Here is a 25,094-nt window from a genome sequence, read left to right as displayed (position 1 = left end):
CGAGCTGCCAGTCGTGCAACAGCTCAGCTGTATGCATGTTTATACCTATATCATACAAATTCTAAGACACGGTTGCCCCTTTTATGCCTGTCTTCACTTCCTCATGGCATGACTACCTGATTTCTATTAATTCTGCTGGTAACTCACGTGCCTCTACAAAGCATTTGATCATTTCGGTAAAGAGGTCTTTCTTTTCAAAAGTAAACGTATGTCCAATGGCTGGAACGATGAATCCTTCTGCCTTTGGGTGTGCATTCGTTATTTTTTTCGCTGACCGTTTCATGATGCCTCTTTCCCTTTCTCCCACTGTCACAAGAATCCGTGCTTTTGCTTGCTGAAACGTGTCTGATAGCTTGTAATGAAGGTTTTCTTGAAACATTGTAAGAAGAATTTCCTTTTGCAAATGTTTCGAATCAGCCGCATAATGTTCCAGTACATGCTTTGGAATCCCCATCTTTTCAGCTTGCTGCTGGATAAACCAATCTTTCTTTAATAACGGGTACGTAAGAGGTAAAATAGGCTTCACCATCAAATAGAGCCACGGCAATGGCATCACAAGGGCGCTATTGATCACGGCTATGTCTACGATGTCTGGCTCTCTCGATAACAGATCAACGGCAATCTGGGCACCTAGAGAGAATCCAATGAGAATGACTGTACGGCCGTGCGCATGCTCCTCAATCCATGAGATGATCTCACGGGTGCTTTCTCGCATGGAAAACGGCTGTTCATTTGCTCTTGTCCCGTGACCGATGAGATCAGGGGTATAGCAATCATATACTTCTTTAAATGTTTCAATCTGTTCCTGCCACATCCAGCTGCTTACTCCTCCGCCATGCAGGAAAATCATGATTGGCTTATCCATCATCGACAACTCGTCCACCATCCTTATGTATAAGAAAAAAGCAGCCGCTTTTTGAGCAGACTGCTTTTTCCATATGCTCCCTTCTATTATAAGGGAACGATCACAAAATTGGCTATTTTTTCAAATCCTCAATGGAATTCACGTTCTTCATATATGTCGGAACAACTAGACCAATTTTAACGCCTTTCATACTTATACCTACATCTTCATATTTGCCTTTAAATTTCTCTGCGTATACTTTATGTGTTTGTGGCAGCCATGCTGCAAGTGAAGCATCTGCGCTTCCATCAGCAATCGCTGTCCACATTGGACCAGCTTCAACTTGAGTCAATGTGACGTTATAACCTAAATCCTCTAACACTTTTCCTACCACATTTGTACTAGCAATTTCACTATCCCAAGCAACGTAGACAAGTTTCATTTTTTCTCCATTTACCTTATCTACACCTTTAGTCCATTTACTTACTAAATCCTTATGCTTCTTCACAAAGTCCGCAGCCGCATCCTTTGGCTTTTTCCCTTCTTGGATCGCAAGCATTACTTCTCCCATGTCATCTTCAGACCAGTTAAACTGACTAAGTAGTTGATTTGCTTGAGGTTGATCCTCTGCAAAACCTTTCCTTGTGATTGTGTGAATTTCTTCTGCGTCACCAAACACACCTTTAGGGTCTTTTAAATACTTCAAATCATACTTAGAAAACATCCAATGAGGATTCCATCCAGTGATGATGATCGGTTCTTTTTTATCATAAGCTTTCTTTAAAGACGCTGTCATAGAAGAACTAGATCCTGAAGTCACTGACCACTTAGATAAATCGTAATCCTTTAAAGCATTATCCGCAGCTTCCATAATTCCCGCACCTGGGTCAATTCCAGTAATTTTATACTTCACCTGTTCTCCAACTGTTGCATCTTTATTATTTGTTGCACTACCACAAGCAGCTAATCCCAAAGTCAAAATCGCCGCCGCACTTATCCCTACAATTTTCTTAAACATTAAACGTCCCCCTTAGTTTTTTTGGTTTTTATGTTTTGTGTAATTCGGTCAAGAACAATAGCCAAAATAACGATGGCAATCCCTGCCTCTACACCAGTTCCTGTTTTCAATTGAGTCACAGCTCGGTATACTTCTTCACCTAATCCAGGCGCACCAACCATTGATGCAATGACAACCATAGATAAGGCTAACATAATGCTTTGGTTAATCCCTGCCATAATGGTCTTTGTCGCAAGTGGCAGCTGTACTTTAATTAATCGTTGACTCGTTGTCGAACCAAATGCCTCAGTCGCTTCAATTAAAGTAGCCGGAACTTGTTGGATACCTAATATCGTCATTCTAATCGTTGGAGGCATCGCAAAAATAACAGAAGCTACAACTCCAGGTACTACCCCAATATTAAAGAAGAAAATAGCAGGTAACAGATAAACAAAAGCAGGCATCGTCTGCATTAAGTCTAAAATAGGTGTAACAATCTGCCTAACTGTATTTTTCTGTGAAGCCCAAATGCCAATTGGAATACCGATAATAATCGAAATGATAACAGATGTTAAGACCAAGGATAATGTCTGTAACATGGCACTCCAATAGCCTAGATAATCAATAATAAAGAAACCAACTAAAGCAAAGATAGCAATTCCTCTTTTACTAATAAACCACGTAAGACCAGCAAAAATAATCGTCAAAATGATGGGTGGAACAAATCCTAAACCATCTGTAATCATTTGAACAAATGCAGCTAAACCATTAGCAATACCATCAAATATACCGCCAAAAGTCGCAGTTAACCAATCAATAAATTGATCAATCCAATCTGCTAAAGGGATTCTAGGAAGTGATGATAAAGATAGCATTTAGTTCACCTCCTGTGTATGAATTAAATTAATGTATTGATCGTTTCCTGCAAGCGCTCCAATGAGTGCTCCTTTCACAACGATACCCTTCATACGGTTTTTATCGTCTACTACAGCAATTGGGATATTGGATTCCGAAACAAGTTCAAAAAGATCGGTTAAAACCGTATCTTGGTGAATGGTTTTCATATTTTGATGGATCACATCTTTTAAAGTCAGTTGATTTTCCGTTGCACGCTGCGCCTCTTCAGCAGAAATGACCCCCAACAGGCGATTTTGTTTATCAACAGCATAAATCGAAGATATACCCAAGTTTTTCATTAAGGTTAGAGCAACTCTTGGCCCCTTATCAATCTGAACCGTTTCAGCTCTTTTCATAATATTCCCAGCTGTCAACACTTTAGACAAATCTACATCCTCAACAAATCGCTCTACATATTCGTTTGAAGGATTCATTAATATCTCTTCTGGTGTACCAATTTGTACAATGTTACCGTCCTTCATTAATACAATACGATCACCAATTCTAAGAGCTTCATCTAAATCATGTGTAATAAAAACAATTGTTTTGCCGACCGAACTATGCAGGTCTAATAACTCGTCTTGCATGTCCTTTCTAATAAGTGGATCAAGCGCACTGAATGCTTCATCCATTAATAAAATGTCTGGATCATTTGCAAGTGCCCGAGCTAGTCCGACACGTTGCTGCATTCCTCCACTTAATTGGTTTGGATACTGATCCTCAAACCCTTCAAGACCTACAAGCTTGAGTGCATCCATTGCTTTTTGCTTTCGTTTTTCTTTTTCTACACCTTGCAATTCAAGTCCGTATTCTGTGTTCTCCAGAATTGTACGATGCGGGAACAATGCGAAGTTTTGGAAGACCATGCTCATCTTTTTTCGTCTCACTTCACGCAATTGATCCTTTGACATATTTGTTATCATATCCCCATCAATATATATTTCTCCGGAGGTTGGTTCGATTAACCTATTTAGCAGCCGCACAAGTGTGGACTTTCCGCTCCCTGATAGCCCCATGATGACAAATATCTCGCCGTCATAAACATCAAAATTTGCTCGATTGACACCAACTGTTGCGCCAGTCTCTTTTAGGATATCTCTTTTTGTTTTCCCTTGTTCAAGCATTTGAGATGCTTTTTTTGCATTTTTACCGAAAATTTTAGATACATTATTTATCTTGATCTTGATATTTCTCTCTTCAGAATTCATTTTTTCCCTCCAAATTAGCATCTTTATAACCGTAACATAAGCGTTATGATGCGAACAATCTTTAGAATTCGCTTATTTCCGCACAATATGTATGAATTCCATATAGAGGTCTGGTGATTAGAGACCATACGCCGTTTTACTCTTAAATCCTATAGAATGCTTCATAAACTACATATTTTACGGGGTATTTTCTCTCATCAGACAATATTTTACTGTGAATTCCTAATTGTGCTAAAAAATAAGTCGAATGCTCATGACACCGGACTTTTCATTGATGGGTGAACCATTCCCCTGAAAAGGATTTACCCGAAAATGGTCACATAAAAACCTTTTTCATTCAAATTTTAATAAAATTTATAAAAAACTGCCTGCAACTTTTGTTACAGACAGCTCGTTTTTTTAGGACTCTAGGGCAGCCCGCTTAATATTATCTTGAAGCTCGAGCATACGTTTTGTTCCATCTTCGCGTAATCGTTTGTTTTCCTCTTCGATCTGCTTCGTCTCTTTCATCCCCTGTACAATCGTATTAAAGGAGGATTCGATCGTTTCAATGTCGATACTTGGACGGCCGGATAACTTGGCAATCTCAACACTTTGACTAGAGATATTTTCAGCATTTCGCTTCAGCATTTCATTTGTTCTTCTGTCCAGCTCACTCATTGAATCAGCCACAAGCTTTTGTCTCTTCGCTGTGACAGCTTGAATGATTCCATTTTTGAAAATTGGAATGGTGATGATGAAGGCAGAGTTGATTTTCCCGATCAATTTCGTATTACCACGCTGCAGCAAACGGATTTGCGGTGCCGTTTGAAGAGCCACCATCCGTGCCATATCAAGGTCATATACACGCTCTTCCAGCGCTTGAATGCCATTACGAAGCGTATCAAGCTCCATTTGTGCCAGCTGGTTCCCACCAGCCGCTTTTTCTTCATAAGATGGAACCAATTGCTTTAATTCTTCGATTTTCATTTGACCTGCTACGACATATTTTTCAAGCTCCATATAGTATTGAATGTTATGCTCATACATTTCTTCAAGCGTTACAGTGGATTTGGTCATTTCGTCTTTATATTTACTGATTTCCACATTGATTTTTTCAATTTCTGCACCGAGTGTTTGATATTTACTGAAAATCTTTTCGATCATGCTGCCGCCGCGCTTAAAGATTTTTGACAAAAAACCACCCTTTGGTTCGTCAAAATCATTTTTATCAAAACGATCCATAATCTTTCCAAGCTGCGTGAGCATCGTACCTGAGTCTGTGACGCTTGTTGAACGCATCATGGAAAGGATACGATCAGAGAACTTAGAAATTTCGACGGCTGGCTGCTTTCCGTATTCAAGCAGCTCCAGCTGATTTTTCGCATCAATCTGTCTCGCAATGTTCTGCACTTCTGGTTCATTTCGAAGCTGAACGCGAATGTCGTCTGCCTTCTCAATGGTGATTTCCTCTTTATCAATTGAAATGATGTCATTTCCGTTTGTATTTGTCATAAGCTTTGATCTCCTTATCGGTTTTTAATGGATTGAAATAACTTTCTGACGATGGACGGCTCTTTAAACTCCTGGTTCATGACCATCTCATCGAGCCAATGTGTATCAAATAATTGGTCATCTATATACCGCTCTATACACTGATATCCCGCCGGATGATACACGAAAAGATCCACACCCATTTCATTCAGAAAAATCAGGGCAGCCGCATCAGAACGAGTCAGCTCACCATTGTATTCCGTATGGTATAAAATCACTTTCGGTACGGTTTGTGCATAATCAAAGGTTTGAATGAGTTCAATGAGATCGTGGCTGATATGCAGAACCTGCTTGAATAAATAAATGCGGACATCTAATTCGGTCTCATGGCCTTCTTTTAATAGCTTCGGATGCTGACAGATTCGAGATATCGCCTCTGCCATCGCGCGCTGCGTGCCCTCATATAAATGAGAAAACTGCCACACATTGCTTTTCATTAATAATTCAGGATCAATCTCTCCAGCTGGAGAAAGTGCATGCTGATAATGAAATTGATAATTCGAAGACACTTCTTTCGTAAAAGGGAAATGGCGAATGGTCTTCGTCTCTTTCCCCTCCATTAATGTGTGGATACGGTCCCAGTATTCACGCTTGTCTCGCGTGACCCCCATCATTTTCGCAAAAAGATTCGGAATTTGTATTGTGTCCCGGTCTGCTTTGAAATTAGGGCGGATAAAAGATCGTTCTTTCGCAATTAAAAACAGCTCGTCATACGTTGTCTTTAACGTAATGGAATGAGGTGTATGATCTCTGAATTGCCACGGCTTATACAGCATTGAATCTTCCGTGTGAAGCACCTCTTCAAGCTCTCTTGTCGAGCGGTACGCCACCGTTGATTTTCTCTCAGGCTTTTCAGTAGGGAACGGCTCAAGTTCTGAAGTCCCCGGATACTGATCAATAAAAGTCAGCTTTTCTTCTGGATCTAATTCGCGGAACGGATCCTTGCCTTCTGGATGAAATAGCACAACATCACAGCCAATCAGCATGACATAGTAAAGAAAATAAAGCTGACTTTTATTCGCCTCTCCATACCAAATGACTGCCGGCATTTTTTCTTCTACATTTACTTCCTTCAGCCATGGCCCTAGATGGTTATTTGAAAACTTCACCACATCTAGTAGGACGCGGCGGAAATCGGGATGCTGAAATCCGCCCTCATGCAGCTGCTTGAAATGCTCAAACACCTTGATCAATGAAAGGCGGATATGCCGGTTCATCACAGGGTTTGGATGGCGTACAATCAGCTGTTCGCCATCTAAAAAAGCCACAAAGCGATTCACGGACAATCCCTTTTCTTCTTGGTTAATCAAATGAATTCGTTGAAGAGCTTGAAAATGCTCCGGCTCAATATGACGATTGAGTGTTTCACTTAAAATATGCATGCCATCTGTTTCAAATAATTCATGTAAATAAATAAAATAATCGGTTGCATCATGCGGAGTTCCAAGGACCCGGGCGGCGAGATGCGGCAAGGATAACGTATGCTCGTCCTTTACATAGCCGTCTCGTTCAGGGAGCGGCTTTTTCAGCACGTTTTTCCAGGCTTCCTGCTCCGCCCGTGTATGGGTAACATTGATTTCTTTATAGCTCACGCCGCTCCTTCCTTTCTCCTATATTTTCTCGAAAGCTACTACTATCATATCATTCAGCCTTCTACTTCTGCTATCGAATTGAAGGCTTTTTTGCAGTGGTCATCTGCTCTATGACACAAGCGGTGATTTCATCTGCCGCAGCCATGCCAAATGCTGCTGTCGGCTCAAGTGATGGGTCAAAGTCGAGAACTTCCCCATGCCTTGGGGCAAAGCCCGTATCCGCCTGACGAATGAGATCTGCATCTAACAAGGAATCGCCCGCACCATATACGTATTCAAGCTGTAGCCTTTCCTTTAGAAAAGCAACAGCAGCCCACTTATTGAGCGGCTGTGGAATAAAATAGAGCTTCCGGCCCTGAAGTGAAACCTGCCAGCCTCTCTCCTCGCCCCACAGCTTCAATTCAGCAAGCGGAATGTGAGAAAGATACTCGTCCTTCATGATCAAATAAAGAAATATTCTCTCTGCTGTCCGGGTGCGCTTGACCCATGCGGCAACCGGAAGTTCAGAGATGGCTCTCAGCATATCTCTGACTGGCATACACTCTCTGAGTCTCTCATCAACAATGACCTGCCAATCCTCAAGCGGCTTACCGTGATGAAGGATACAGCCGCCATTTGTCGTGACGGCATACTCCGGTTTGAGCTCTTGTTGAAAGAAGGTGATCCGTTCATATTGTGCAGTCGTTCTTGTCGTCACTGGGATGAACCAGCCTGTTTGATGAATCGTCTGTAAGGATTTTTTCGTTTCAACAGACATATAGGAAAGCGGCCGTTCATCCAGCACCTCAACTAAATCATATAATCCCTCATACGCATACTGCTCAAGCATTCGATGTGAGTATATCAGCGTCCGGTCTAAATCACTGGCAAACGCACATTTCTTCATGACGATTGCTCCATTGGGCGAATTAATCCGCAGCACGTATAGGACATATTCGCATATTCAATGACTGGAACGCCTCTGTCCTCTGCCAAAAGCAAAATATGCTTCAGCTTCTCCTGAGACCTAGGCTGAATCAGGATTTTCCAAGGGATTCTTCTGAGCAGCACGCGGGTCGTCTCACCAACACCCGGCTTAATCAAATGTGTATTTTCAATTCCGAATTCCTGACCGATCGCTTCAATGGACGTCATCCCCCGCCAATCTGCAGGCGTCCCTTGCGCGAGAATGGTCTCTGCTTTCTCTTTTACATTTGGTCCGAGACGAGAAAATGCTTCTTCAATCGTATCTACATACAGATTGGACACGTCCTCATCCAGCAGCTCTTCGTAATACTTGGCTCCATGGAAATCATCGGCATTGATCCAGCGGTTATTTAATACCGTTCGACTAACAAGTCCCGATACCGTCGAATTCAGGCAGGCACTTGGAATAAGAAAATCCTCTCTTGTTCCGTATATATTTGTACAGTAGCCAGGATCAGCCAGTACAGCCAGCTCACTAGAAAGACGAATCCCATATTTATGTTCAAACTCAATCACAGCCTTTTGAAGCTCTTTGGAAATAGCACCTTTTCCAGTCCAACCATCAATAAAGGCAACCTCAAAGCCCGGATGTTTGTTGAGCATATAATGCAGGGCATTCTCGTCTATTCCTCGGTCTCGAATAATAGAGATGCTGTAATGAGGCAGATCGAGACCATACGTCTTTCGAATATACCGTTTGATGAGCACCCCGATCGGTGTCCCAGCCCGAGCCAAGCTGCAAAGCACGGTTTGGAAGCCTCGCTTTTTCACAATTTGTTCTGCCACAACCGCTACTGCTTCTGCTACCTTTTGCTTACTTTCTTCAAGAGATTGATAGAATAAGGTCATATAAGATGCCGTTGGCTTATATTCAATTGGCAGCATTTCTGAATAATGCGCACCGCTCTGAATAGAACGTTCTCGCTCCTCTGTACTTTTCTCCATCTCAATTGATGATAAATCCTTGAGTAAGAAGGTTACATCCTGCTCTGGATAGCTTCCCATTTTTGTATACACATTAGCCATTCACCTTCACCTCGTCTGATAAAGTCACAATATGCACATGCTTCACATGCCGCTCGGCAAATAAGTGAACAAACGGAAGCAATGCCTTCTGAGAGACCTTTTTCTCGAAAAAGAGAAATACATCATCGTATTGATCTTTTGGTATGTTGTACACGTAGTGCTGAATTCGAGCATCCTCTGGACTCATAAACGTAAACCCATTCTGAACAGCATATCCATCCTTTTCGACCGGATGGATCGGGCTTCTCGTCGTTGAATGAAAGAGAACGCCGTCTCCCATATGTGCAGCAAGTCTCATCGGCACATACATCAGCTCACCTGTTCCTAAACAGAGTGTCTGTTTCCCTTTTCGCTCCTTCTTTAGTTTCAGCCCAGCCTCAGCAGCTGCTTGATCGATGGCGTCCGTATCCGCTTCGTTTAAACCAAAACGACCTGTTTCATGTATATATGGCGTATGACCAGCCAAATTTGTTGCATGAGAAAGTGAATATGGAACTTGCCTAAAGAAAGATTGAAGGGAATGAAAAGAGAGATCTGGTCTATTCTCTTGCTCAGTAATCTCATATGAATAAGCAGGCTCATCCAATGTTTTGCCCCGAAAGACCATCTGCCCTTTTAATAAAGACAATGCTGTGATGTGAATACCAAGCTCTTCTTGAAGCTGAAGCATGGCTTCCTCGTGCTCCTCTGTCCGCCAGTCCAAAATGGAAAGAATGGTATAAGAATTCCGCGGGTACTTTGCATGAAGGTCCCGAATGATGTTGATATTTGTGCGGCCTGTCGTGACTTCATCATCTACTAACACAATGGGGCGGTCTGTGCGAAGTAATGCTTCGTCTGCATAACAAAGCTGATCCGTTGCATGTGAATGCTCTTCTTCAAATACCAATGCAGGATCAAGATCTAGCAGCTGTTCACGTGTCGTATGAATGTAAGATGCCCCTTCTATCACGTCATACACACCATGACCAAGTGCTGTTGCCGTTTCAGCAAAACCGATCACGATAGGCTGTTTGCCTGCCGAAAGCTTCTCTTTTTTGAGCGCTTCATAGGCTTCTGTTAACGTTGCGTGGTCTTCCGTCTTAAGTGCCTCTACTAGACGGTCTTGATGCAGGGGCGTCTTGCCCGTTTGCTCTTTGGCATAAGCCATTGCCAAAAGACCCGAAACAAGGAGCGGTTTCACTGGATGAACGGGAATATGTTTACCGAGCACCTTACTAACAAATAAAAAGGCTCTTTTTTTATTCACCCTTGCCGCCATCTCAAAAAGATGCTCTTTTTCAAGCTGAAGCGCACCTTCTTTGAGGTCAAGGTCAACCTCCATATGTTCCAAGATGTTCAGCGTATGAAGCTTCTGCTTCTGTGAGTATGTCGATATAGCTTCTATTTTCATGAAACACCCCATAAATGTCTGACTTAATTAAAATGTGCTCTGCCCAACGATAATGCGGCTTCGTTTCATTCATCTTATTAGAGAATACACTCTTCATCACACCAACTGTGCCATCTGCATGTTCCAAAATGCTTAATGCATCCATATACTCTTCCTTTGTCACAACGTACATGCTTTGAACTGGCTTAAGATGTGTTGGATGAATCACTGTCTTTCCATGTATGCCGTTTGCCACATCCAGCCTTGTCTCCTTGAGTAAGCCTTGTACAGGATCGAACTCAGATGAAAAAGACTCCACGCCCTTAGAGAGCGCACGGATGAATGGCTTCTGTTCTTTTCGTGCCGGGCCAAAATGTTCCCATACAGCACCAGATATCACAAAAGAACGGCCAAAATAATTGATGATATCTGTGATCAAATCAGCAATGAGTCTGATCTCATAGATGGTGGTCTCGCGATCACGGCGAATGCCATACAACCCACAAAGATCTGTTGCCCCAATGCGAATATTCAAAATATATTCCTCGTCACCCAGCATGATCTGCTTTAACTCAGACAACACCGCATATCTCGTCTCTTTTTCTAATAAATCGGGTGTTTCCAAAATGGGCATTCCATAAAGTGTCGTCTTCGTTTGTGCTGAAGCCCGTTTCAGGCTGTTCAAATATTCCTTTGCATTATGAACGGAACACTTCGGGAACACAAAACCCGTAAGTAAATGAAGAGACGAACCGAGCAAGTCTGCCATTTTGAGCAGCTGCTTCGGCGAACGCACCCGAATAAATAAAAGCGGCAAATGTTCAGCTGTTTCAGGAAAACGAGTTAATTTCTCCTTGAGACTGGCCAATTGTGCCACTACATTCTGTTCGGCCATGTCCACTTCTTGATCACCGATGGCATCCTCCAAACAAAACACAACAGAGCAAAGCGCTTCATATTTCTGCGAAAGCAGCATGTCTGCTACATCCTGTCTTGTCGCAGGCATATACAAAGTAGCACCTAATGCATGCGCAAGTACATGCTTTGGCGTCATTGAATGAATCGCCGCCGGCCGCTTCAAAAAAATATCGTGCTGCCTCGCCTCTGATAAAAATCGAAAATATCGCATGCTGTGCCACCTCCTGTTGTTTAGAGAAAATCGAACAAATGACTTGATAATTCAAAAAAGGATGGAGCCGCTAGTCAACTCCATTCCTTTTTGATCGTCCTATTCTTCTTTTGAAGCCGCAGCTTCATTTGTCACATCTTGATGTTTCTTCTTATTGATTTTATGAACAATAAACGTTCCGATAAAGGCTAGGATAATAATCGCAAAAAATACAAGATGCGGGATTTCAATATGAGCCGCACTCAATGCCATTTTGGCTGCGATAATCCCAATGAGAATAAATGCTGTATTCTCAAGCTCTGGTATACGGTCAATGAGAACAAGGAATAACTGTGCCACTGTACGCATCATGAGAATGCCAAGCATTCCGCCTAATAGAAGAATCCATACTTCCTCAGATACAGCGAATGCAGCAAGAATACTGTCAACCGAGAAGGCAAGGTCCATAATTTCTACAGAAATAACGGTTGCCCAGAAGACACCAAATACACGAATCATCCAGCCTTCTTTTTTCAATTCCTTCGCTTCGTCATCTCCATCACCTAACCAGAAGTGCTTAATGACAAGCCAAGCTAAGTATGCAGCTCCTAGAACCTTAATCCACCAGAACTTAATGAGCAGCATCCCTACGCCAATGAATAGAAAACGGAAGAAATAAGCGCCAATTAATCCGTAGGTTAATGCCTTTTTACGCTGTTTTTCTGGTAAATGTTTCACCATGACCGCTAATACAAGTGCGTTATCTGCTGATAACAATCCTTCAAGCACAACAAGGGTCCCAATGAGCCCCCAAGAGACAGGGTTTGATAATACCTCTGCCCACATATGCCAATCAAAAAACGAGGCATACGTGTCCAACATATGTTTCAAAATGTCCAACTGGTTTTCCTCCTATAAGTTTAGAAGCATCAGCAGGCTTTCGCCTGCTGCTATTCTTGATCGCTGTTTCTTTCTCACTTTGGAAAAGACCCTCATATGAGTCATTGACAGCGCCTCTCGAATTGATTTGTTTCTCTTATTTACACTTCTAACCCATAATTTTGACAAAGAGCTGCAAGTCCGCCAGAGAATCCGCTTCCGATTGCGTTAAACTTCCAATCGCTTCCGTGGCGGTACAATTCACACACCACGACAGCTGTTTCAATTGAGAAGTCTTCCCCTAAATCAAAGCGAATCAATTCTTCCCCGCCCTCTTCATTTACAACACGAACAAATGCATTCGAGACTTGTCCAAAATTCTGGCTGCGCGTCTCTGCATCATGGATCGTAACTGTAATTCCGATACGATCAATGTTAGCAGGAATTTTTGAGAAATCAACGAGAATTTGCTCGTCATCTCCATCTCCTTCACCCGTCCGGTTATCACCTGTATGAGTGACACAGCCGCTCGGATGTTGAAGATTATTATAGAACACAAAGTCTGTATCTTGCTGACAACGATTGTTTGCATCCACTAAGAAAGCCGAAGCGTCCAAATCAAATTCGGCTCCGCCAGAATATTTATTCGTATCCCAGCCAAGTCCGATCATCACTTTTGTCAGCCCTGGGTTGGTTTTTGTTAAATCGACACGTTGTCCTTTTGAAAGCTGAATCGCCATATTCGTTTCTCTCCTGTCTTTGAAAATATGAAAACTAGTCGTTACCCGATATCTAAGCCGAAGTCCGTTGCAATACGTGCAAGTCCGCCTTGATAGCCCGATCCGACAGCTGAGAACTTCCATTCCCCGCCATGACGGTATAATTCACCTACAATAATGGCTGTCTCTATTGAGAAGTCCTCTGCCAAATCATAACGAATGAGCTCTTCATTCGATGCCGCATTTAAAATACGTACATATGCGTTAGACACCTGTCCGAAATTTTGACTGCGTGCTTCTGCATCATGAATCGTAATGACAAATGAAATCTTCTCAACACTCGCCGGCACAGCTGAAAGGTCGACATTGACCTGCTCGTCATCTCCGTCTCCTTCTCCAGTGCGGTTATCGCCTGTATGTACGACACTGCCGCCTCCGCCAGTTGTTTGATTGTAAAAGACAAAGTCAGATGGAGAGCTCGCTTTACCTGCCGCATCTAAAAGGAATACACTTGCGTCTAGATCAAAGTCATGTCCGCCGTCATACTTATTTACGTCCCAGCCAAGACCTACTACCACTTTTGTTAAACCTGGATTCGTTTTTGTTAAATCAATTTTTTGACCTTTCGCTAAAGAAATTCCCACTAGGAACCTCTCCCTTCTGAGTTAAATGTAATTTCTCGTAATATCGGCTAGCTTCGCATCATTTGTACCATTTCCAACAGCCGCAAACTTCCAATCATTCTCGTGACGATAAAGTTCTCCGACGATTAATGAGGTTTTTCCTGCATACTCATCTTTCAAATTATATTTCACTAATTCTTGATTATTTGAACGATCAACGATGCGAATGTAAGCATTCTGAATCATACCAAAGTGTTGGTTCCTTCTAAGGGCATCATAGATGTTCACGACAAACACCAATTTATTCACATTGCCTGGCACCTTGCTTAAGTTGACGAGGACTTGTTCATCATCTCCGTCTCCTTCTCCTGTCAGGTTGTCACCTGTATGCTCGACACTGCCGCATTTGCTTTTCAAGTTGCCAAAATAAATCAAATCTTTATTTTCAGTAAACTTATCATTTTTCAGCATCAGTACTGAAGCGTCACAATCAATATCAGCGCCGCCTCCGCCGCCAAACAGCTTGCCTAAAAAACCGCCGCCTTGTGATACAGGGTCCCAGCCAAGTCCAACCAGAATATTCGTTAGCCCTGCTTTCCCTTTTGTTAAATCAATACGTTGACCTTTTTCTAATGTAATCGCCAAATCAATCACTCCTCAAGCATAATAACAATCTATTTATTAAGCGATGGACCCTATTAAAATCATCATACATGAAAATTCGACAAAATTCATGAAATGACATTGGAGCCTCTTACTCTTTTTTCTATTTACTAGTATATACGATCTATGTTCATGATAGGTTTCAACAACATGATATTTTTTTAAAGAAAGATCCATGTCGTAATCGAAGTGTTTCATGTGAAACATTGTCGAATGCTCCCGGTAAACAGCCCTTACTGATAAACGGAGTGTGGGCAAGGTTTCATATGTTGATATAGAAAATATAAATGCATTCGTTTGGAGGATAAACCCTTTCGTTTCCTTCCATCCATGAATTTCTTTATACTTGTGCATAGAGAACATTCAACGTGTTGATGAAAGGATGTTGATGATGCCATCACTTCATATATTAGATCAAGTCGCCATTCCTAAGGGTCAGACAGCGCAGGAGACATTGATTCACACAACGCAGCTGGCACAGCTTGCTGAAACACTTGGGTATGAGCGCTATTGGTTCGCTGAACACCACAGCACAAGAGGGCTCGCTAGTACAGCGCCTGAAATATTAATGGCTCATATTGCGGCTCATACATCGACCTTGCGTACAGGGTCTGGCGGTATTTTACTTCCGCAGTACAGTCCTTTTAAAGTAGCGGAGGTCACGCGGCAGCTTGAAGCTCTTTATCCTGGACGAATTGAGATTGGTGTCGGCAAATCTCCAGGGGGGATTGAAAGGACGAGACTCGCTTTGACGGACGGCGTGAATAAAGACCTGTCTCAGTTTGACCGCCAGCTGAAGGATCTGCTTTTTTACTTATCAGACAGTCTGCCTTCCGGTCATCCGCATGCAGGGGTAAAAGCGGCTCCGCTTGTTGATTCTCATCCGCCGGTTTGGCTGCTTGGACTAGGAGAAAATAGTGCCAAGCAGGCGGCGGAGCTTGGCATCAACTATATTTTTGGCCACTTTATCCACCCTGCGCGCGGCAAGCAAGCATTTGAGACGTATCGGTCACACTTTTCTCCGTCTGTTTTTTCCCGCCAACCTCAATCTATGTTTGCTGTCTTTGTGATCTGCGGTGAAACAGATGAGGAGGCCGACCGGATCGCCAGGAGTACAGATTTATGGCTGCTTCGTGTTGAAAAGGGACTAGATAGCCGCGTTCCTTCTTTAGAAGAAGCAGCTGAATATCACTACACCGCACAGGAAAAGAAAAAAGTGTTACAAAACCGCCGACGAATGATTGTTGGCTCGAAGCAAACAGTGAAAGAGCAATTACAGATCTTAATGGATCGCTATCAAACGGATGACATCATGATTTTGAACAATTCATTTGACCCACTAGAAAAACAGCGCTCCTTCAAGCGAATAGCACAACTATTTTGAAGCCAATCCTCTTGGCTTCTTTTTTACATTGTCATAAAAAATGGGAAATGTAACATAGAGATGTCAAAAAACTTCCGTCTGTCATCTGATCGCAAATGTGTCTTCTAATCGTTAGCGAACTGTAAACGCATGAAAGGTGTACCTTTTATATAGTAGAGGTACAGATTGAATGAACGGTTCACGATGCTGAGAGGGTAGGAGATGATAGGCAATGAAAAAAAGACTCGATTGGGTAGATGCAGCAAAAGGAATCGGCATTCTGCTGGTGGTCATGGCGCATGTGCCCATTCCAGATTCGTTAAAGCAATTCATTTACTCTTTTCATATGCCGCTTTTCTTTTTACTATCAGGCATGATGTTTCGATCATCTTCACACCCTGCTATGTCATTTATTCAGAAGAAAGCCAAAAGCTTACTCTTACCGTATCTCTATTTCTCCATCATTACGTATGTTTTCTGGTTCTCCGTTACTCGTTTTTTCGCATTCAAGGGGCAAACGGATATTGATCCCTTCGTTCCATTTACAGGTATTTTTATATCCAATGCAGATGAAGCAAGGCTGACACATAACCCAGCGATCTGGTTTTTAACGACACTCTTTTTAGTGGAAATCTTATTTTTCTTTATGCACCGCCTGACAAAAGGAAAACCCGCCGCCTTGATTTTACTGACTGTTCTTTGCGGGGGTGCTGGATATGCTTCTACTTTTCTTTTAGATCAAAGTCTTCCTTGGAATGCCAATGTTGCCTTGACGGCTGTTGTGTTTTATTCGATTGGATTTTTGGCAAAGCAATGGTTTGTGGAATTAAAAACAGATCCAACTCTTCTGCTATGCACAGGTCTGTTTGTGCTGACGGCTTACATGCAAAGCTTTAATTCTCGAATCGATATGCGCGTTAACGACTATGGCGATCTATTCATTTTCTATGTATGTGCACTGCTCGGTTCATCTGCTGTTATTTATTTAAGCTTCAAATTGAAAACATCCCCTATTTTGACGTATCTCGGACGAAATTCCATTGTCATTCTCGTCCTGCAGTTTGCCGGCATCGATATCATGAAAGCATTTGTTTATTATGGACTTGGCATCAATATTTCTGATACAGCGCAGCTCTCTTGGACACTCTTTTATACGATCGGCACATTGCTGCTCATGGTGCCATGCATTTCCTTCCTGAGCAAGTATCCTATGCTGCTCGGCAAACCAGCCAAAGCAGCACACCGCTACGAACAAAAAACATCCGCCGGCTAATCGGACGGATGTTTTTTCTATTAATCATTGATTTGAGAAGGATAAAGCGTCATTCCTCCATCCACAAATAATGTGGTGCCTGTGATATTCACATCAATAACTTTTTGCCATTGGTCCAGTGTCATCTCATGCGGCACCGCTTCTTCGCCGTTAAAACCTGAATTATTGACGAACACACCCACTGTATAGAAATGTTCCAGTGCCGTATCCATTATGGCTTGAATTCCTTCCTCTTTGGGGACATCAGCATGTACTTTCACCGCTTGACCTCAGTGCTGCTGAATGGCTTGTACTGTCTCTTCAGCTCCATCTTCATCACCTTTATAGTTCACAACCACATTCATTTGCTCTTGTCCAAACCGCAATGCGACGGCTTGTCCAATTCCTTTTGAGGAACCTGTGACAATGGCTGTTTTCCCTTTTAAATCTTGATACATCTTCATTTCCTCCAATCACGCGCTTCACCTTGTTGATACACAATGGTTACCCATTTTGAAAAAAAGAAAAACACAACCCCCTGTATTCGTTCAAAGAGGATTGTGCTGTTCATCAATCTAAAAGGTGTTATAGACATTTTCACACGTTTCAGCTGTTGGCTGATAAAAACAATGCGACTTATACCTTGCCACAAACGGCTGATTGTACCAAGTGGGTGGACAATTTCCAGGCGGTTTAAAATACCAAAGGCTGAATTTCGCAGGCCAAAATCGTTCTCCGTTGATATTCCTTCGCGCAAGTGCTTTTTCAGTTTCTCGTGCCCGCTGATAAAAATAGCCATGCGTGACCGCTTCAAACGCATGCTCCTGATAAATCATTTGTGGAATCGTACGCAGCCCTTTAAAGTCAGAGCAGTTGGCACGCAAACGATTGATGCCTACATTTCCTACAAGCAGCATCCCTTGCTTCCCTTCACCTTCTGCTTCCGCTCTCAGCAGTCTGGCCATTAAATCAATATCAGAGCTTGTCGCTCTTACCACTGCCATACATCCACCTCCTTCTCATTTCTCTTTTATTTTATGTGGCATTTCTGTGTAGATGACTGCCATTTTGACATGAAAAAGCACGTTCAGTGTCGACAGCCTGTCTATACATCTCAAGATTTCGCTGGACATGTGTCTCTCTGTCAACAACACACAAACCAAGCAATCATACACATAGCAGGAAAAAATATTCATTACCATAGACTCATTTACAAGTCATGAAAATCCTTCTAATTGCTGCACCTTCTTCAAAAACAGTCATTTGAACCTATTCAACAATCCGACTCAAAACCTTAAAATATAAAATGTTGAGTTTTTACAGGAGATAACAAACAATAAAATACAAGTTTCTCCTCTCAACTTAGTGTCATTTTCACTACTTGAAGCTGATCAATCTTCGAAACGCACTAAGGTATTGGCAGTACTTTCGCTTCATTCTACAGTAAAAAACATACAGTATTTTTCTTTTTATGCAAAAAGAATGATATGAGCTAAAGATTTCCAATGAAATTCACCATAAACCCGAGGAGGAAAACTTGTCATGTTTAAAAAGAAATTATCCCTGTTTCTTCTAATTTTGTGTGTAACTGTTGTCGCTGCTGCTTGTAGTGGCGGAAAAGACAAAACAGCTGCGAAAGAAAACGATACAAAAAAATCCCTTGATGCAGCAGAAGTAAAGGTAGAAAGTGCTGAGTACACATTACCACCTCAATACGATACATCTGTACAGGACGATCAGTATGTACTAAAAGTGAACGTATCTGTGAAAAACATCAGCAAAGAGCCTCTTAATGTTGATAAAAGCAACTTTACGCTTTACCAAGATGACGCACAGGTGTCTACAATCTCTCCAGATGACTACAACGAAGTATTATCTGCAAGCTCTCTAAATGCAGGAAAAGTATCAAAAGGCGGTCTTTTCTATGTTGTTGATAAAGACAAAGACTATCAACTTGTTTACACAGAGCCTAGTACTGGATCGAAAAAAGATAATAAAACACTAGAATTTGATATTAAAGGAAAAGACTTAATGAAAAAAGCAGATACACTTCAAGCATCTGCAAAAGCTCTTTCTTCTTATATTGATGTCATGATTTTTGGTAAGAAAAACGACGATTTCGAAAAATTAACTGGTGATAACAAATCAACAGTTGTGAACGAATTTGATAAATCATTCAAACAGGGCTATATCTCCTCATCTGGTATTTCATCTAGCGCAGCGAAAGACGAAAACCTTGATAAGCTTCTAAAAGCTGTGAAAGAAACATTAGCTGAAAAAGCAAAAGTATCAACAAAAACAAAAGCCATCAGTCGTGATAAAGCAATCGTGACTGTGACCCTTACACCGATTGATGCAAGTTCGCTTGTCGATCGTTTGAAAGAGAAAGCAACTGAGTTCTACAGCAAAAACCGTACAGCGTCTTACGATGATGCACAAAAATATTTACTCTCGATCTACCCAGAAGAGTTTAAAAAATTAGGGCCATCATCTTCTGAAGAAACAGTGGAAGTCAACATGAAGAAAAATGACATCGACCAATGGAAACTTGATTTAAACGATTACAAAACAAGCTCATTGGTTGAAAAGTTCATCAAGAACTAATGAAAAACCCCGTTCCCCGGGGTTTTTTTGTTATGATTTATAATCTGGTTTGGCGAACGTGAACCCCCTCTATCATAAAAAACCAGAATATAGTCAAGTTATCTTACCCTTGACAACATTTCTTTCTATAATCAGTGTTCCATTTCTTTAGCTTGATCACTATGAGATATTCAATCCTGATTATTCTTTTTTGTACTTAAGATTTTTTTCTGCTTATTTGTGTTAAAGATGAAATGTAAACTCGAGGTAAAAAAATGTACTTCTCATTCTTTATTTCTATTGAACTATATTATAAATCTAGCTTCTTTCCTAACTCATTATAAAAGTAAACCATCATTTTCATTCACCAACTCTTTTTTTCTATTTAAGTTATTCCTTAATAAAACTCTTCGAAATATAAATAATTCCATTTTAATAAAATATTCAAAAAAAAAGATTCTATATGCTCATTTTAAGGTAATTTTAAACTTTTTATCATTGTTATTATGCTAGAATTAGTAACCACATCAAAGAGAAAATTTACCATGAAATTAAATCATTTTTTAAGGTAGTGTTATGACTGCTTTATTTCATACTGGTGCGGTGATTGTTGTTGCAGGAACTGGTTATGTAATTGCTACACAAGCCAACAAGCACAGGTCTAAAAACAAAAAAAATATAATCATTATGAAGCTGTTATCCGAGGTGGAGTATATGTTGGAAAAGGACTAAGTAAATCGCAAGCAATCGCTAGAATGAAGTCAAAAAAGGATATTTGGTCTATTTCTTCTAGTCAGGCAGAAGTTGTTGCAGCTGGAGCTAATCGAAATGGTAAACCAATAAAGGAAGTAGATTTGTACAAGGGTAAGCCGAAGAAAGGGTATTATTATCACTGGCACCCCTATAAAAGAACTCCAAAAGCTCATTCATTCTACGGAGGTCCTGTTAAATAGTTAATAGAGGTGAATAATGTATAATTACGAAAAGCTATATAAACAGTATTTATATAAAAAAGATCAATTGATTTTTACTAAAGAACAAGTCGTTGAGATGATAACGTCTAAATTTCAAGCTAGAGAATTTTCAAAAACAAAAATTTTAGATTTAGTAAATGATGATCACTTTGAATATACTAAGATATATAAATGTTTTGTCATTGATGATCCGAGTATATTGATTCAATTGTTTTCAAATGAGGAAAAAAAGAATCATCGTGAAGAAATACTTGATAATCGTGAACATCCCTTAAACCCCAAGAGAGTAAAAGAATGGGAGTATAATCACTTATTGCTTGATGAACAAGAAGGTAGAAGAATTGATATCATTTTAGAAAGTAAAGATGGGTTATATATTTCAGAATCTCAAGTAAGAGCTAGCTGCGAAAAGCTTGATAGGTATATAAATGCTTTAATTGTAGGTGCAATTATTGAAAATGGGTTAGAAGAATATCCAGTTGATATTCATGACGAGTATTTTCAATTTTATTTAGAGAACTTGGATCAATTCGGTTTTTTAAACTGAAAAATACGGTGATCGGCATTCACCTGAAAACGCCCTCTATCATAGAGGGCGTTTCTTTATTTGGCAAGCATCCATTTTTCTTTCATAAACATGACTCTAACGGCCACAAATAAGATAACCACAACGAGCGCAGTAGAGCCTAGGGTGAGTGCAATCGACATTGGATCAATGATCCCAAACATCAATTGCTTACACAGCGCATGAATATTTAAGAATGGGATCGCAAAGTAATACGTATCTAGCTGCGTAGCACCTGCTCTCATGGTAAAGAACATCGGGAGCACACCTAGTGTAATGATCATGGACATGTACGACTGTGCTTCTTTCACTGAGCTTGAAACGACACTGAGCAGCAGTTCAATCATCGATACCATGAATGAGAAGATGATAAGCGCCGCAAACATGACGGCGATAATGCTCCACATTTGATCACCAAAGTTCAGTGCTTGTTTTAGCTTTTCTGTAAAAAGCAGCGTGGATAAAAGCAGCATGCCGATCGCCACAATTCCACTTAAAATACCGAACATGGAGACAGCGAGCCATTTTCCTATGAGAATCTGGAGTCTGCTGGCAGGTGTCAGGAACAATGCTTCAATCGATTTTCGGTCCTTTTCACCCGCTACAATATCAAGCGCAGCTGGCAAAGCGCCTGAGATGACGGAAGTTACTAAAATCATAGGAAGGAGAATCGACAAAAGCATAGCGGTCATTCCGTTTTCCCCTTCTTCGCCTTCTTCTACATCAACGGACTGTACCTCAAACGGATGAATAACGGACGTGTTGATCTGATCGTTTGCTAAACGCTTTTCCACCACTTGGTTTTGGTACTGCTCCAGCAATGATTGCAGCATTTGAACCGCTATGACCGAATCATCGTCCGTTGTATACCCATGGATTTTAATTGCAAATGACTTTTGATGCTGAAGCATTTCGTCTGCCTCTTTCGGCATTTCCAGGTAAGCATTTGCCTCACCGTCCTTGACAGCTTGCTGCGGGTCATCAAATGTTTCAAGATGAATGTTTTTGACCTCTTTGATCATTTGATTCATTTCGGATGGAAGCTTTTCATTGACTGCGACCGTATAGGTTTCATCCCCTGGATCTGCGATCATGCTTTCATAGAAGAACACCAGTCCAAGCATCGTCAAAAGGGGTATCAGCACTGTTAAGAGGAGCGTTTTCCGGTCCCTTAACGCATCTGTCATTTCTTTTAAAAATACGGTTTTCCACATTATGAAATCCCCCTTGCGAGCTTCGACATAAAGATATAGTTCAAGTCTTCACTTTGTTCCTGTGCATATAATTCTGGGAGTGTGCCTTTGTACACAAGCTCTCCTTGATGAATCATCATGACACTGTCACAAAGCAGACTGACTTCTTCCATGATGTGGCTTGAAAATAGGATGGTTTTATTTTGCTGTTTAAGCTGATGAATAAAATCTCTGAAAATATTACTTGACGTGATGTCTAAGCCTGTTGTCGGTTCATCAAATAAGATAATGTCAGGATCATGAATCAATGTTCTGGCAATCGCCACCTTTTGTTTCATCCCCCGTGAGAATCCTTTCACCTTACGATCCATATATTGTCTCATTCCGAACCGCTTTGCTAAATCCTCTATTCTTGCTTTGATTTCATGCTGATCTAAGCCATATAATTTGCCAAAGTATTCAAGGTTTTCTCGAGCCGTCAGACGGTCGTAAAGCCCCGTCTCTCCGCCAAATAAGACACCAATTCGTTTCTTCACTTCTGTTGCTTCTTTTACTGTATCAAAGCCCGCAACATTCACGGTTCCATGAGTAGGCTCTAATAAAGTCGCAACGGCGCGCAATAATGTGGTTTTTCCTGCACCATTTTCTCCTAGGATGCCAACGACTTCCCCTTCCTTCACGGAGAACGTCATATGCTTCATCGCCTTCACGATTTTTTTCTTATCTTTAAACCAGCAGCTGCAATCGCTGAGAGTAATCATTTGGTTCGCCCCTTTCGTCTTTCTAAGTCTATGATAGAAAAAATGATGCCTGCCTGACATAAAAATGTCGCGAAACGTCCTTTTTCTGTCTTGAAATGATCAATTTTAAAAAAACAAATGATAAAATAGACAAATAATAAGAATGGTCATAGGTGATTTTTATGATAAAAGTAGGTCTTGTCGATGATTACCGAGTGGATTTAGAAAAGCTGCACGCCATTGTCGGCAGAATGGAGGCTGTTGACATTGTCTTTGTCACGCAGTCAGCAGAGGATGCATACGAGAAGGTCAAACAGGGAGACATTGATCTGTTGTTTGCAGACATTGAAATGCCTGGAATGTCCGGCTATGAATTAGCGGACCTCATTCACTCTCACGCACTGAATGTCGATGTTGTATTTGTGACAGGAAACAGCGGATATGCGGTCCATGCGTTTGATTTGAATGTACATGATTATATTATGAAGCCATACCACGCCGATCGAATCGCCAAATCCTTAGAGCGCTACATGTCAACCAAGCAGGAGAAAAGCATTCATGGACGGCTTCTCATCAAGCAGCAGTCAGATATCCATGTGCTGCAGAAGAAGGATGTCATTTTTGTTGAACGTACAGGCCGATCAACGACCATTGTCACAACAACAGGAGATATCCAAACGTACCAGACATTAAACGAGTTAAAGGGCGATTTAGCTGAGAAGGATTTTATTCGCTCTCATCGCTCGTTTATCATCAATATTCATTACATTAAGAACTTTTCGGCGTATGCCAAAAATTCATTTGTCGTGTCTTTTGAAGGCACTGATAAAAAGGCCATGATGACCAAGCAGCAATTAGAATACTTTAAGAAATACTACTTTTAAGGAGAACGAACGTGAACGCTTTCTATTTTGGATTCCGCATATATGCTCTCATATGGTTAGGTCTTGCGTTTCAAGCAACTGCTGAAGCTTTTCTTCCGGTGACGTCAGTGGTTTTGTGGCTCCTCACCTTTTGTGTCATTTGTCTTTATACATTCTTCATGTACAAAAGGTTTTGGCCTAGTATCAGTGGATACGTGATATTAGGTGCTTTTGTGCTGATCACCTGCGCAGGGCTTTCTCTTTTTCTGACTCAAGGGAATGGGCTGCACCATCTTTTGGCTTTCATGATCATGATCACAGCAGATCTCCTTACATTGAAGATGATGCAGACGGAGCGCCGGTTAAACGGACGGCTTCAAGAGCTGACAAACGCAGAATCGAGAACCAATGAATTGCTGCTTGAGCTGCGCAGTAAACATCATGAAACAGCCAGACATTTAAATGCCTTTTCCTCGTCGAAAGACGATCATGATATCAAGGATTTGATTCAACAATACGTCAAACATTTCCCTTGGATCAAAGGGGAAAACGCTTATCTGGCCTCAACCCTTCATCCCTTTTTCCAGCGGGCTGAAAAAGAGAACATTGCACTTTCCGTAGATCTTCAAGCACCATTTTCTTCTCTTCCATTTTCTAAGGCTGATCAGGTGAGTTTTACTGGCAACCTGCTCGACAATGCCCTTGATGCAGCAATTGAAGCGAAGCAAGCCGGGAAAGAGGGCAGCATCTCGGTCACGACCTCTATACGGAGCGGGCTATTTTTGATCCATTGTGAAAACAGCACAAGAGGAATGGAGAAACACGTATTAGATCATTTGTTCAAAACTTTTGGCCGTTCCACAAAAGGCGGTGATCACCAAGGAATGGGGACTTATATCATCCATCAGCTTGTTGAAAAAGCAGACGGTACGCTCGATTTCACTTACCGTTCTCCAAATTTTCGGCTCGTGATCAAAATCCCTCTCACGATGACATAAAAAAATAAGGTGCAGCTGCGCACCTTCAGATTGTAGAGAAACTCATGTTTTTCTACAATCTTTTTTATTTTCAACGTAAGTATGATGGATGAGATTTAATGAAAAAGGCCTCCCACACACCTAGCCTAGCTTCGCT

At 41.3% G+C, this 25,094-nt stretch carries 23 protein-coding genes and 1 pseudogene; 6 read left to right on the top strand and 18 right to left on the bottom strand.

All coding sequences use genetic code 11. The annotated features are described in order from the left end of the window. Positions 1-112: 112 nt before the first annotated feature. The 14 genes from ACSLGF_RS15595 to ACSLGF_RS15530 all read right to left on the bottom strand — a co-directional run bounded on the left by ACSLGF_RS15595 (position 113) and on the right by ACSLGF_RS15530 (position 14,409). The gene (locus ACSLGF_RS15595; RefSeq protein ID WP_456007012.1) at positions 113-868 is read right to left on the bottom strand and encodes an alpha/beta fold hydrolase; all 756 of its coding nucleotides are present in this window, start codon (positions 866-868) and stop codon (positions 113-115) included. 109 nt (positions 869-977) lie between these two features. Beyond that, positions 978-1,862, bottom strand: a complete 885-nt coding sequence (locus tag ACSLGF_RS15590; RefSeq protein WP_456007010.1) for a glycine betaine ABC transporter substrate-binding protein — start codon at positions 1,860-1,862, stop codon at positions 978-980. After that, positions 1,862-2,716, bottom strand: a complete 855-nt coding sequence (gene opuAB / locus ACSLGF_RS15585; RefSeq protein WP_456007008.1) for a glycine/proline betaine ABC transporter permease subunit OpuAB — start codon at positions 2,714-2,716, stop codon at positions 1,862-1,864. Before opuAB ends, ACSLGF_RS15590 begins: the two co-directional genes overlap by 1 nt. Then, on the bottom strand, positions 2,717-3,946 hold the full coding sequence (locus tag ACSLGF_RS15580) for a quaternary amine ABC transporter ATP-binding protein (RefSeq protein WP_099726138.1): 1,230 nt from the start codon (positions 3,944-3,946) through the stop codon (positions 2,717-2,719). A gap of 399 nt (positions 3,947-4,345) precedes the next feature. After that, positions 4,346-5,440 (bottom strand): toxic anion resistance protein, encoded by a 1,095-nt coding sequence (locus tag ACSLGF_RS15575; protein WP_456007006.1) that lies wholly within the window; start codon positions 5,438-5,440, stop codon positions 4,346-4,348. A 14-nt stretch (positions 5,441-5,454) separates the two neighbouring features. After that, positions 5,455-7,071 carry a YceG family protein gene (locus ACSLGF_RS15570; RefSeq protein ID WP_456007004.1) on the bottom strand — a complete coding sequence of 539 codons (1,617 nt, stop codon included), beginning with the start codon at positions 7,069-7,071 and terminating at the stop codon, positions 5,455-5,457. Positions 7,072-7,141: 70 nt separating this feature from the next. After that, positions 7,142-7,957: an HAD family hydrolase gene (locus tag ACSLGF_RS15565; protein ID WP_456007003.1), complete on the bottom strand. Its 816-nt coding sequence runs from the start codon at positions 7,955-7,957 to the stop codon at positions 7,142-7,144. After that, entirely contained in the window at positions 7,954-9,063 is a 1,110-nt protein-coding gene (locus tag ACSLGF_RS15560; RefSeq protein ID WP_456007001.1) for a cysteine protease StiP family protein, read from the bottom strand. The genes ACSLGF_RS15565 and ACSLGF_RS15560 overlap by 4 nt, the downstream gene beginning before the upstream one ends. Continuing rightward, positions 9,056-10,387: a phosphoribosyltransferase family protein gene (locus ACSLGF_RS15555; RefSeq protein ID WP_456007080.1), complete on the bottom strand. Its 1,332-nt coding sequence runs from the start codon at positions 10,385-10,387 to the stop codon at positions 9,056-9,058. Before ACSLGF_RS15555 ends, ACSLGF_RS15560 begins: the two co-directional genes overlap by 8 nt. Continuing rightward, positions 10,377-11,564, bottom strand: a complete 1,188-nt coding sequence (locus ACSLGF_RS15550) for an HpcH/HpaI aldolase/citrate lyase family protein (protein ID WP_456007000.1) — start codon at positions 11,562-11,564, stop codon at positions 10,377-10,379. Before ACSLGF_RS15550 ends, ACSLGF_RS15555 begins: the two co-directional genes overlap by 11 nt. Positions 11,565-11,663: 99 nt before the next feature. Next, a complete protein-coding gene (locus tag ACSLGF_RS15545) occupies positions 11,664-12,443 on the bottom strand; it encodes a TerC family protein (protein ID WP_456006998.1) in 780 nt (259 codons plus the stop codon). 140 nt (positions 12,444-12,583) lie between these two features. After that, positions 12,584-13,162: a TerD family protein gene (locus tag ACSLGF_RS15540; protein ID WP_456006996.1), complete on the bottom strand. Its 579-nt coding sequence runs from the start codon at positions 13,160-13,162 to the stop codon at positions 12,584-12,586. Positions 13,163-13,203: 41 nt separating this feature from the next. After that, on the bottom strand, positions 13,204-13,785 hold the full coding sequence (locus tag ACSLGF_RS15535; protein WP_456006994.1) for a TerD family protein: 582 nt from the start codon (positions 13,783-13,785) through the stop codon (positions 13,204-13,206). Between the two features lie 21 nt (positions 13,786-13,806). Continuing rightward, positions 13,807-14,409: a TerD family protein gene (locus ACSLGF_RS15530; protein ID WP_058015234.1), complete on the bottom strand. Its 603-nt coding sequence runs from the start codon at positions 14,407-14,409 to the stop codon at positions 13,807-13,809. A gap of 409 nt (positions 14,410-14,818) precedes the next feature. On the opposite strand from ACSLGF_RS15530, the gene ACSLGF_RS15525 reads away from it, so the two are divergent. Together ACSLGF_RS15525 and ACSLGF_RS15520 are read left to right on the top strand one after the other, a co-directional pair. After that, positions 14,819-15,811: an LLM class flavin-dependent oxidoreductase gene (locus tag ACSLGF_RS15525; RefSeq protein ID WP_456006992.1), complete on the top strand. Its 993-nt coding sequence runs from the start codon at positions 14,819-14,821 to the stop codon at positions 15,809-15,811. Positions 15,812-16,022: 211 nt separating this feature from the next. Further along, positions 16,023-17,063, top strand: coding sequence for an acyltransferase family protein (locus tag ACSLGF_RS15520; protein WP_456006990.1), 1,041 nt, complete (start codon positions 16,023-16,025; stop codon positions 17,061-17,063). Positions 17,064-17,131: 68 nt separating this feature from the next. Here the strand turns inward: ACSLGF_RS15520 and ACSLGF_RS15515 are convergent. Next, positions 17,132-17,500 (bottom strand): annotated as a pseudogene (locus ACSLGF_RS15515) (SDR family NAD(P)-dependent oxidoreductase); the annotation flags it as partial. Between the two features lie 117 nt (positions 17,501-17,617). After that, positions 17,618-18,046, bottom strand: coding sequence for a cell wall hydrolase (locus tag ACSLGF_RS15510; protein ID WP_099726149.1), 429 nt, complete (start codon positions 18,044-18,046; stop codon positions 17,618-17,620). 538 nt (positions 18,047-18,584) lie between these two features. Here ACSLGF_RS15510 and ACSLGF_RS15505 point away from each other — a divergent pair. Both ACSLGF_RS15505 and ACSLGF_RS15500 read left to right on the top strand, forming a co-directional pair. Continuing rightward, positions 18,585-19,646 carry a DUF4352 domain-containing protein gene (locus ACSLGF_RS15505; RefSeq protein ID WP_456006988.1) on the top strand — a complete coding sequence of 354 codons (1,062 nt, stop codon included), beginning with the start codon at positions 18,585-18,587 and terminating at the stop codon, positions 19,644-19,646. A gap of 948 nt (positions 19,647-20,594) precedes the next feature. Further along, the gene (locus ACSLGF_RS15500) at positions 20,595-21,146 is read left to right on the top strand and encodes a hypothetical protein (RefSeq protein ID WP_456006986.1); all 552 of its coding nucleotides are present in this window, start codon (positions 20,595-20,597) and stop codon (positions 21,144-21,146) included. A 56-nt stretch (positions 21,147-21,202) separates the two neighbouring features. Here ACSLGF_RS15500 and ACSLGF_RS15495 read toward each other — a convergent pair whose 3' ends face one another. Then, the gene (locus ACSLGF_RS15495) at positions 21,203-22,378 is read right to left on the bottom strand and encodes an ABC transporter permease (protein ID WP_456006984.1); all 1,176 of its coding nucleotides are present in this window, start codon (positions 22,376-22,378) and stop codon (positions 21,203-21,205) included. Then, a complete protein-coding gene (locus ACSLGF_RS15490; RefSeq protein ID WP_456006982.1) occupies positions 22,378-23,118 on the bottom strand; it encodes an ATP-binding cassette domain-containing protein in 741 nt (246 codons plus the stop codon). The genes ACSLGF_RS15495 and ACSLGF_RS15490 overlap by 1 nt, the downstream gene beginning before the upstream one ends. 161 nt (positions 23,119-23,279) lie before the next feature. Here ACSLGF_RS15490 and ACSLGF_RS15485 point away from each other — a divergent pair, with 161 nt between their 5' ends. Both ACSLGF_RS15485 and ACSLGF_RS15480 read left to right on the top strand, forming a co-directional pair. After that, the gene (locus ACSLGF_RS15485; protein ID WP_456006980.1) at positions 23,280-23,981 is read left to right on the top strand and encodes a LytR/AlgR family response regulator transcription factor; all 702 of its coding nucleotides are present in this window, start codon (positions 23,280-23,282) and stop codon (positions 23,979-23,981) included. Positions 23,982-23,992: 11 nt separating this feature from the next. Continuing rightward, positions 23,993-24,958 (top strand): sensor histidine kinase, encoded by a 966-nt coding sequence (locus ACSLGF_RS15480; protein ID WP_456006978.1) that lies wholly within the window; start codon positions 23,993-23,995, stop codon positions 24,956-24,958. The last annotated feature ends 136 nt before the right edge of the window (positions 24,959-25,094 follow it).

The organism is Bacillus sp. A015 (assembly GCF_053851875.1).
This window is presented reverse-complemented; position numbering and strand designations above follow the sequence as displayed.

What these genes read in the sequence shown, in the direction of transcription:
- ACSLGF_RS15540 (WP_456006996.1), bottom strand. Translation starts at nt 13,162, where the DNA reads ATGGCGATTCAGCTTTCAAAAGGACAACGTGTCGATTTAACAAAAACC.
- ACSLGF_RS15490 (WP_456006982.1), bottom strand. Translation starts at nt 23,118, where the DNA reads ATGATTACTCTCAGCGATTGCAGCTGCTGGTTTAAAGATAAGAAAAAA.
- ACSLGF_RS15575 (WP_456007006.1), bottom strand. Translation starts at nt 5,440, where the DNA reads ATGACAAATACAAACGGAAATGACATCATTTCAATTGATAAAGAGGAA.
- opuAB (WP_456007008.1), bottom strand. Translation starts at nt 2,716, where the DNA reads ATGCTATCTTTATCATCACTTCCTAGAATCCCTTTAGCAGATTGGATT.
- ACSLGF_RS15505 (WP_456006988.1), top strand. Translation starts at nt 18,585, where the DNA reads ATGTTTAAAAAGAAATTATCCCTGTTTCTTCTAATTTTGTGTGTAACT.
- ACSLGF_RS15555 (WP_456007080.1), bottom strand. Translation starts at nt 10,387, where the DNA reads ATGGAGGTTGACCTTGACCTCAAAGAAGGTGCGCTTCAGCTTGAAAAA.
- ACSLGF_RS15560 (WP_456007001.1), bottom strand. Translation starts at nt 9,063, where the DNA reads ATGGCTAATGTGTATACAAAAATGGGAAGCTATCCAGAGCAGGATGTA.
- ACSLGF_RS15595 (WP_456007012.1), bottom strand. Translation starts at nt 868, where the DNA reads ATGATGGATAAGCCAATCATGATTTTCCTGCATGGCGGAGGAGTAAGC.
- ACSLGF_RS15485 (WP_456006980.1), top strand. Translation starts at nt 23,280, where the DNA reads ATGATAAAAGTAGGTCTTGTCGATGATTACCGAGTGGATTTAGAAAAG.
- ACSLGF_RS15590 (WP_456007010.1), bottom strand. Translation starts at nt 1,862, where the DNA reads ATGTTTAAGAAAATTGTAGGGATAAGTGCGGCGGCGATTTTGACTTTG.
- ACSLGF_RS15495 (WP_456006984.1), bottom strand. Translation starts at nt 22,378, where the DNA reads ATGTGGAAAACCGTATTTTTAAAAGAAATGACAGATGCGTTAAGGGAC.
- ACSLGF_RS15520 (WP_456006990.1), top strand. Translation starts at nt 16,023, where the DNA reads ATGAAAAAAAGACTCGATTGGGTAGATGCAGCAAAAGGAATCGGCATT.
- ACSLGF_RS15580 (WP_099726138.1), bottom strand. Translation starts at nt 3,946, where the DNA reads ATGAATTCTGAAGAGAGAAATATCAAGATCAAGATAAATAATGTATCT.
- ACSLGF_RS15510 (WP_099726149.1), bottom strand. Translation starts at nt 18,046, where the DNA reads ATGGCAGTGGTAAGAGCGACAAGCTCTGATATTGATTTAATGGCCAGA.
- ACSLGF_RS15525 (WP_456006992.1), top strand. Translation starts at nt 14,819, where the DNA reads ATGCCATCACTTCATATATTAGATCAAGTCGCCATTCCTAAGGGTCAG.
- ACSLGF_RS15550 (WP_456007000.1), bottom strand. Translation starts at nt 11,564, where the DNA reads ATGCGATATTTTCGATTTTTATCAGAGGCGAGGCAGCACGATATTTTT.
- ACSLGF_RS15500 (WP_456006986.1), top strand. Translation starts at nt 20,595, where the DNA reads ATGTATAATTACGAAAAGCTATATAAACAGTATTTATATAAAAAAGAT.
- ACSLGF_RS15565 (WP_456007003.1), bottom strand. Translation starts at nt 7,957, where the DNA reads ATGAAGAAATGTGCGTTTGCCAGTGATTTAGACCGGACGCTGATATAC.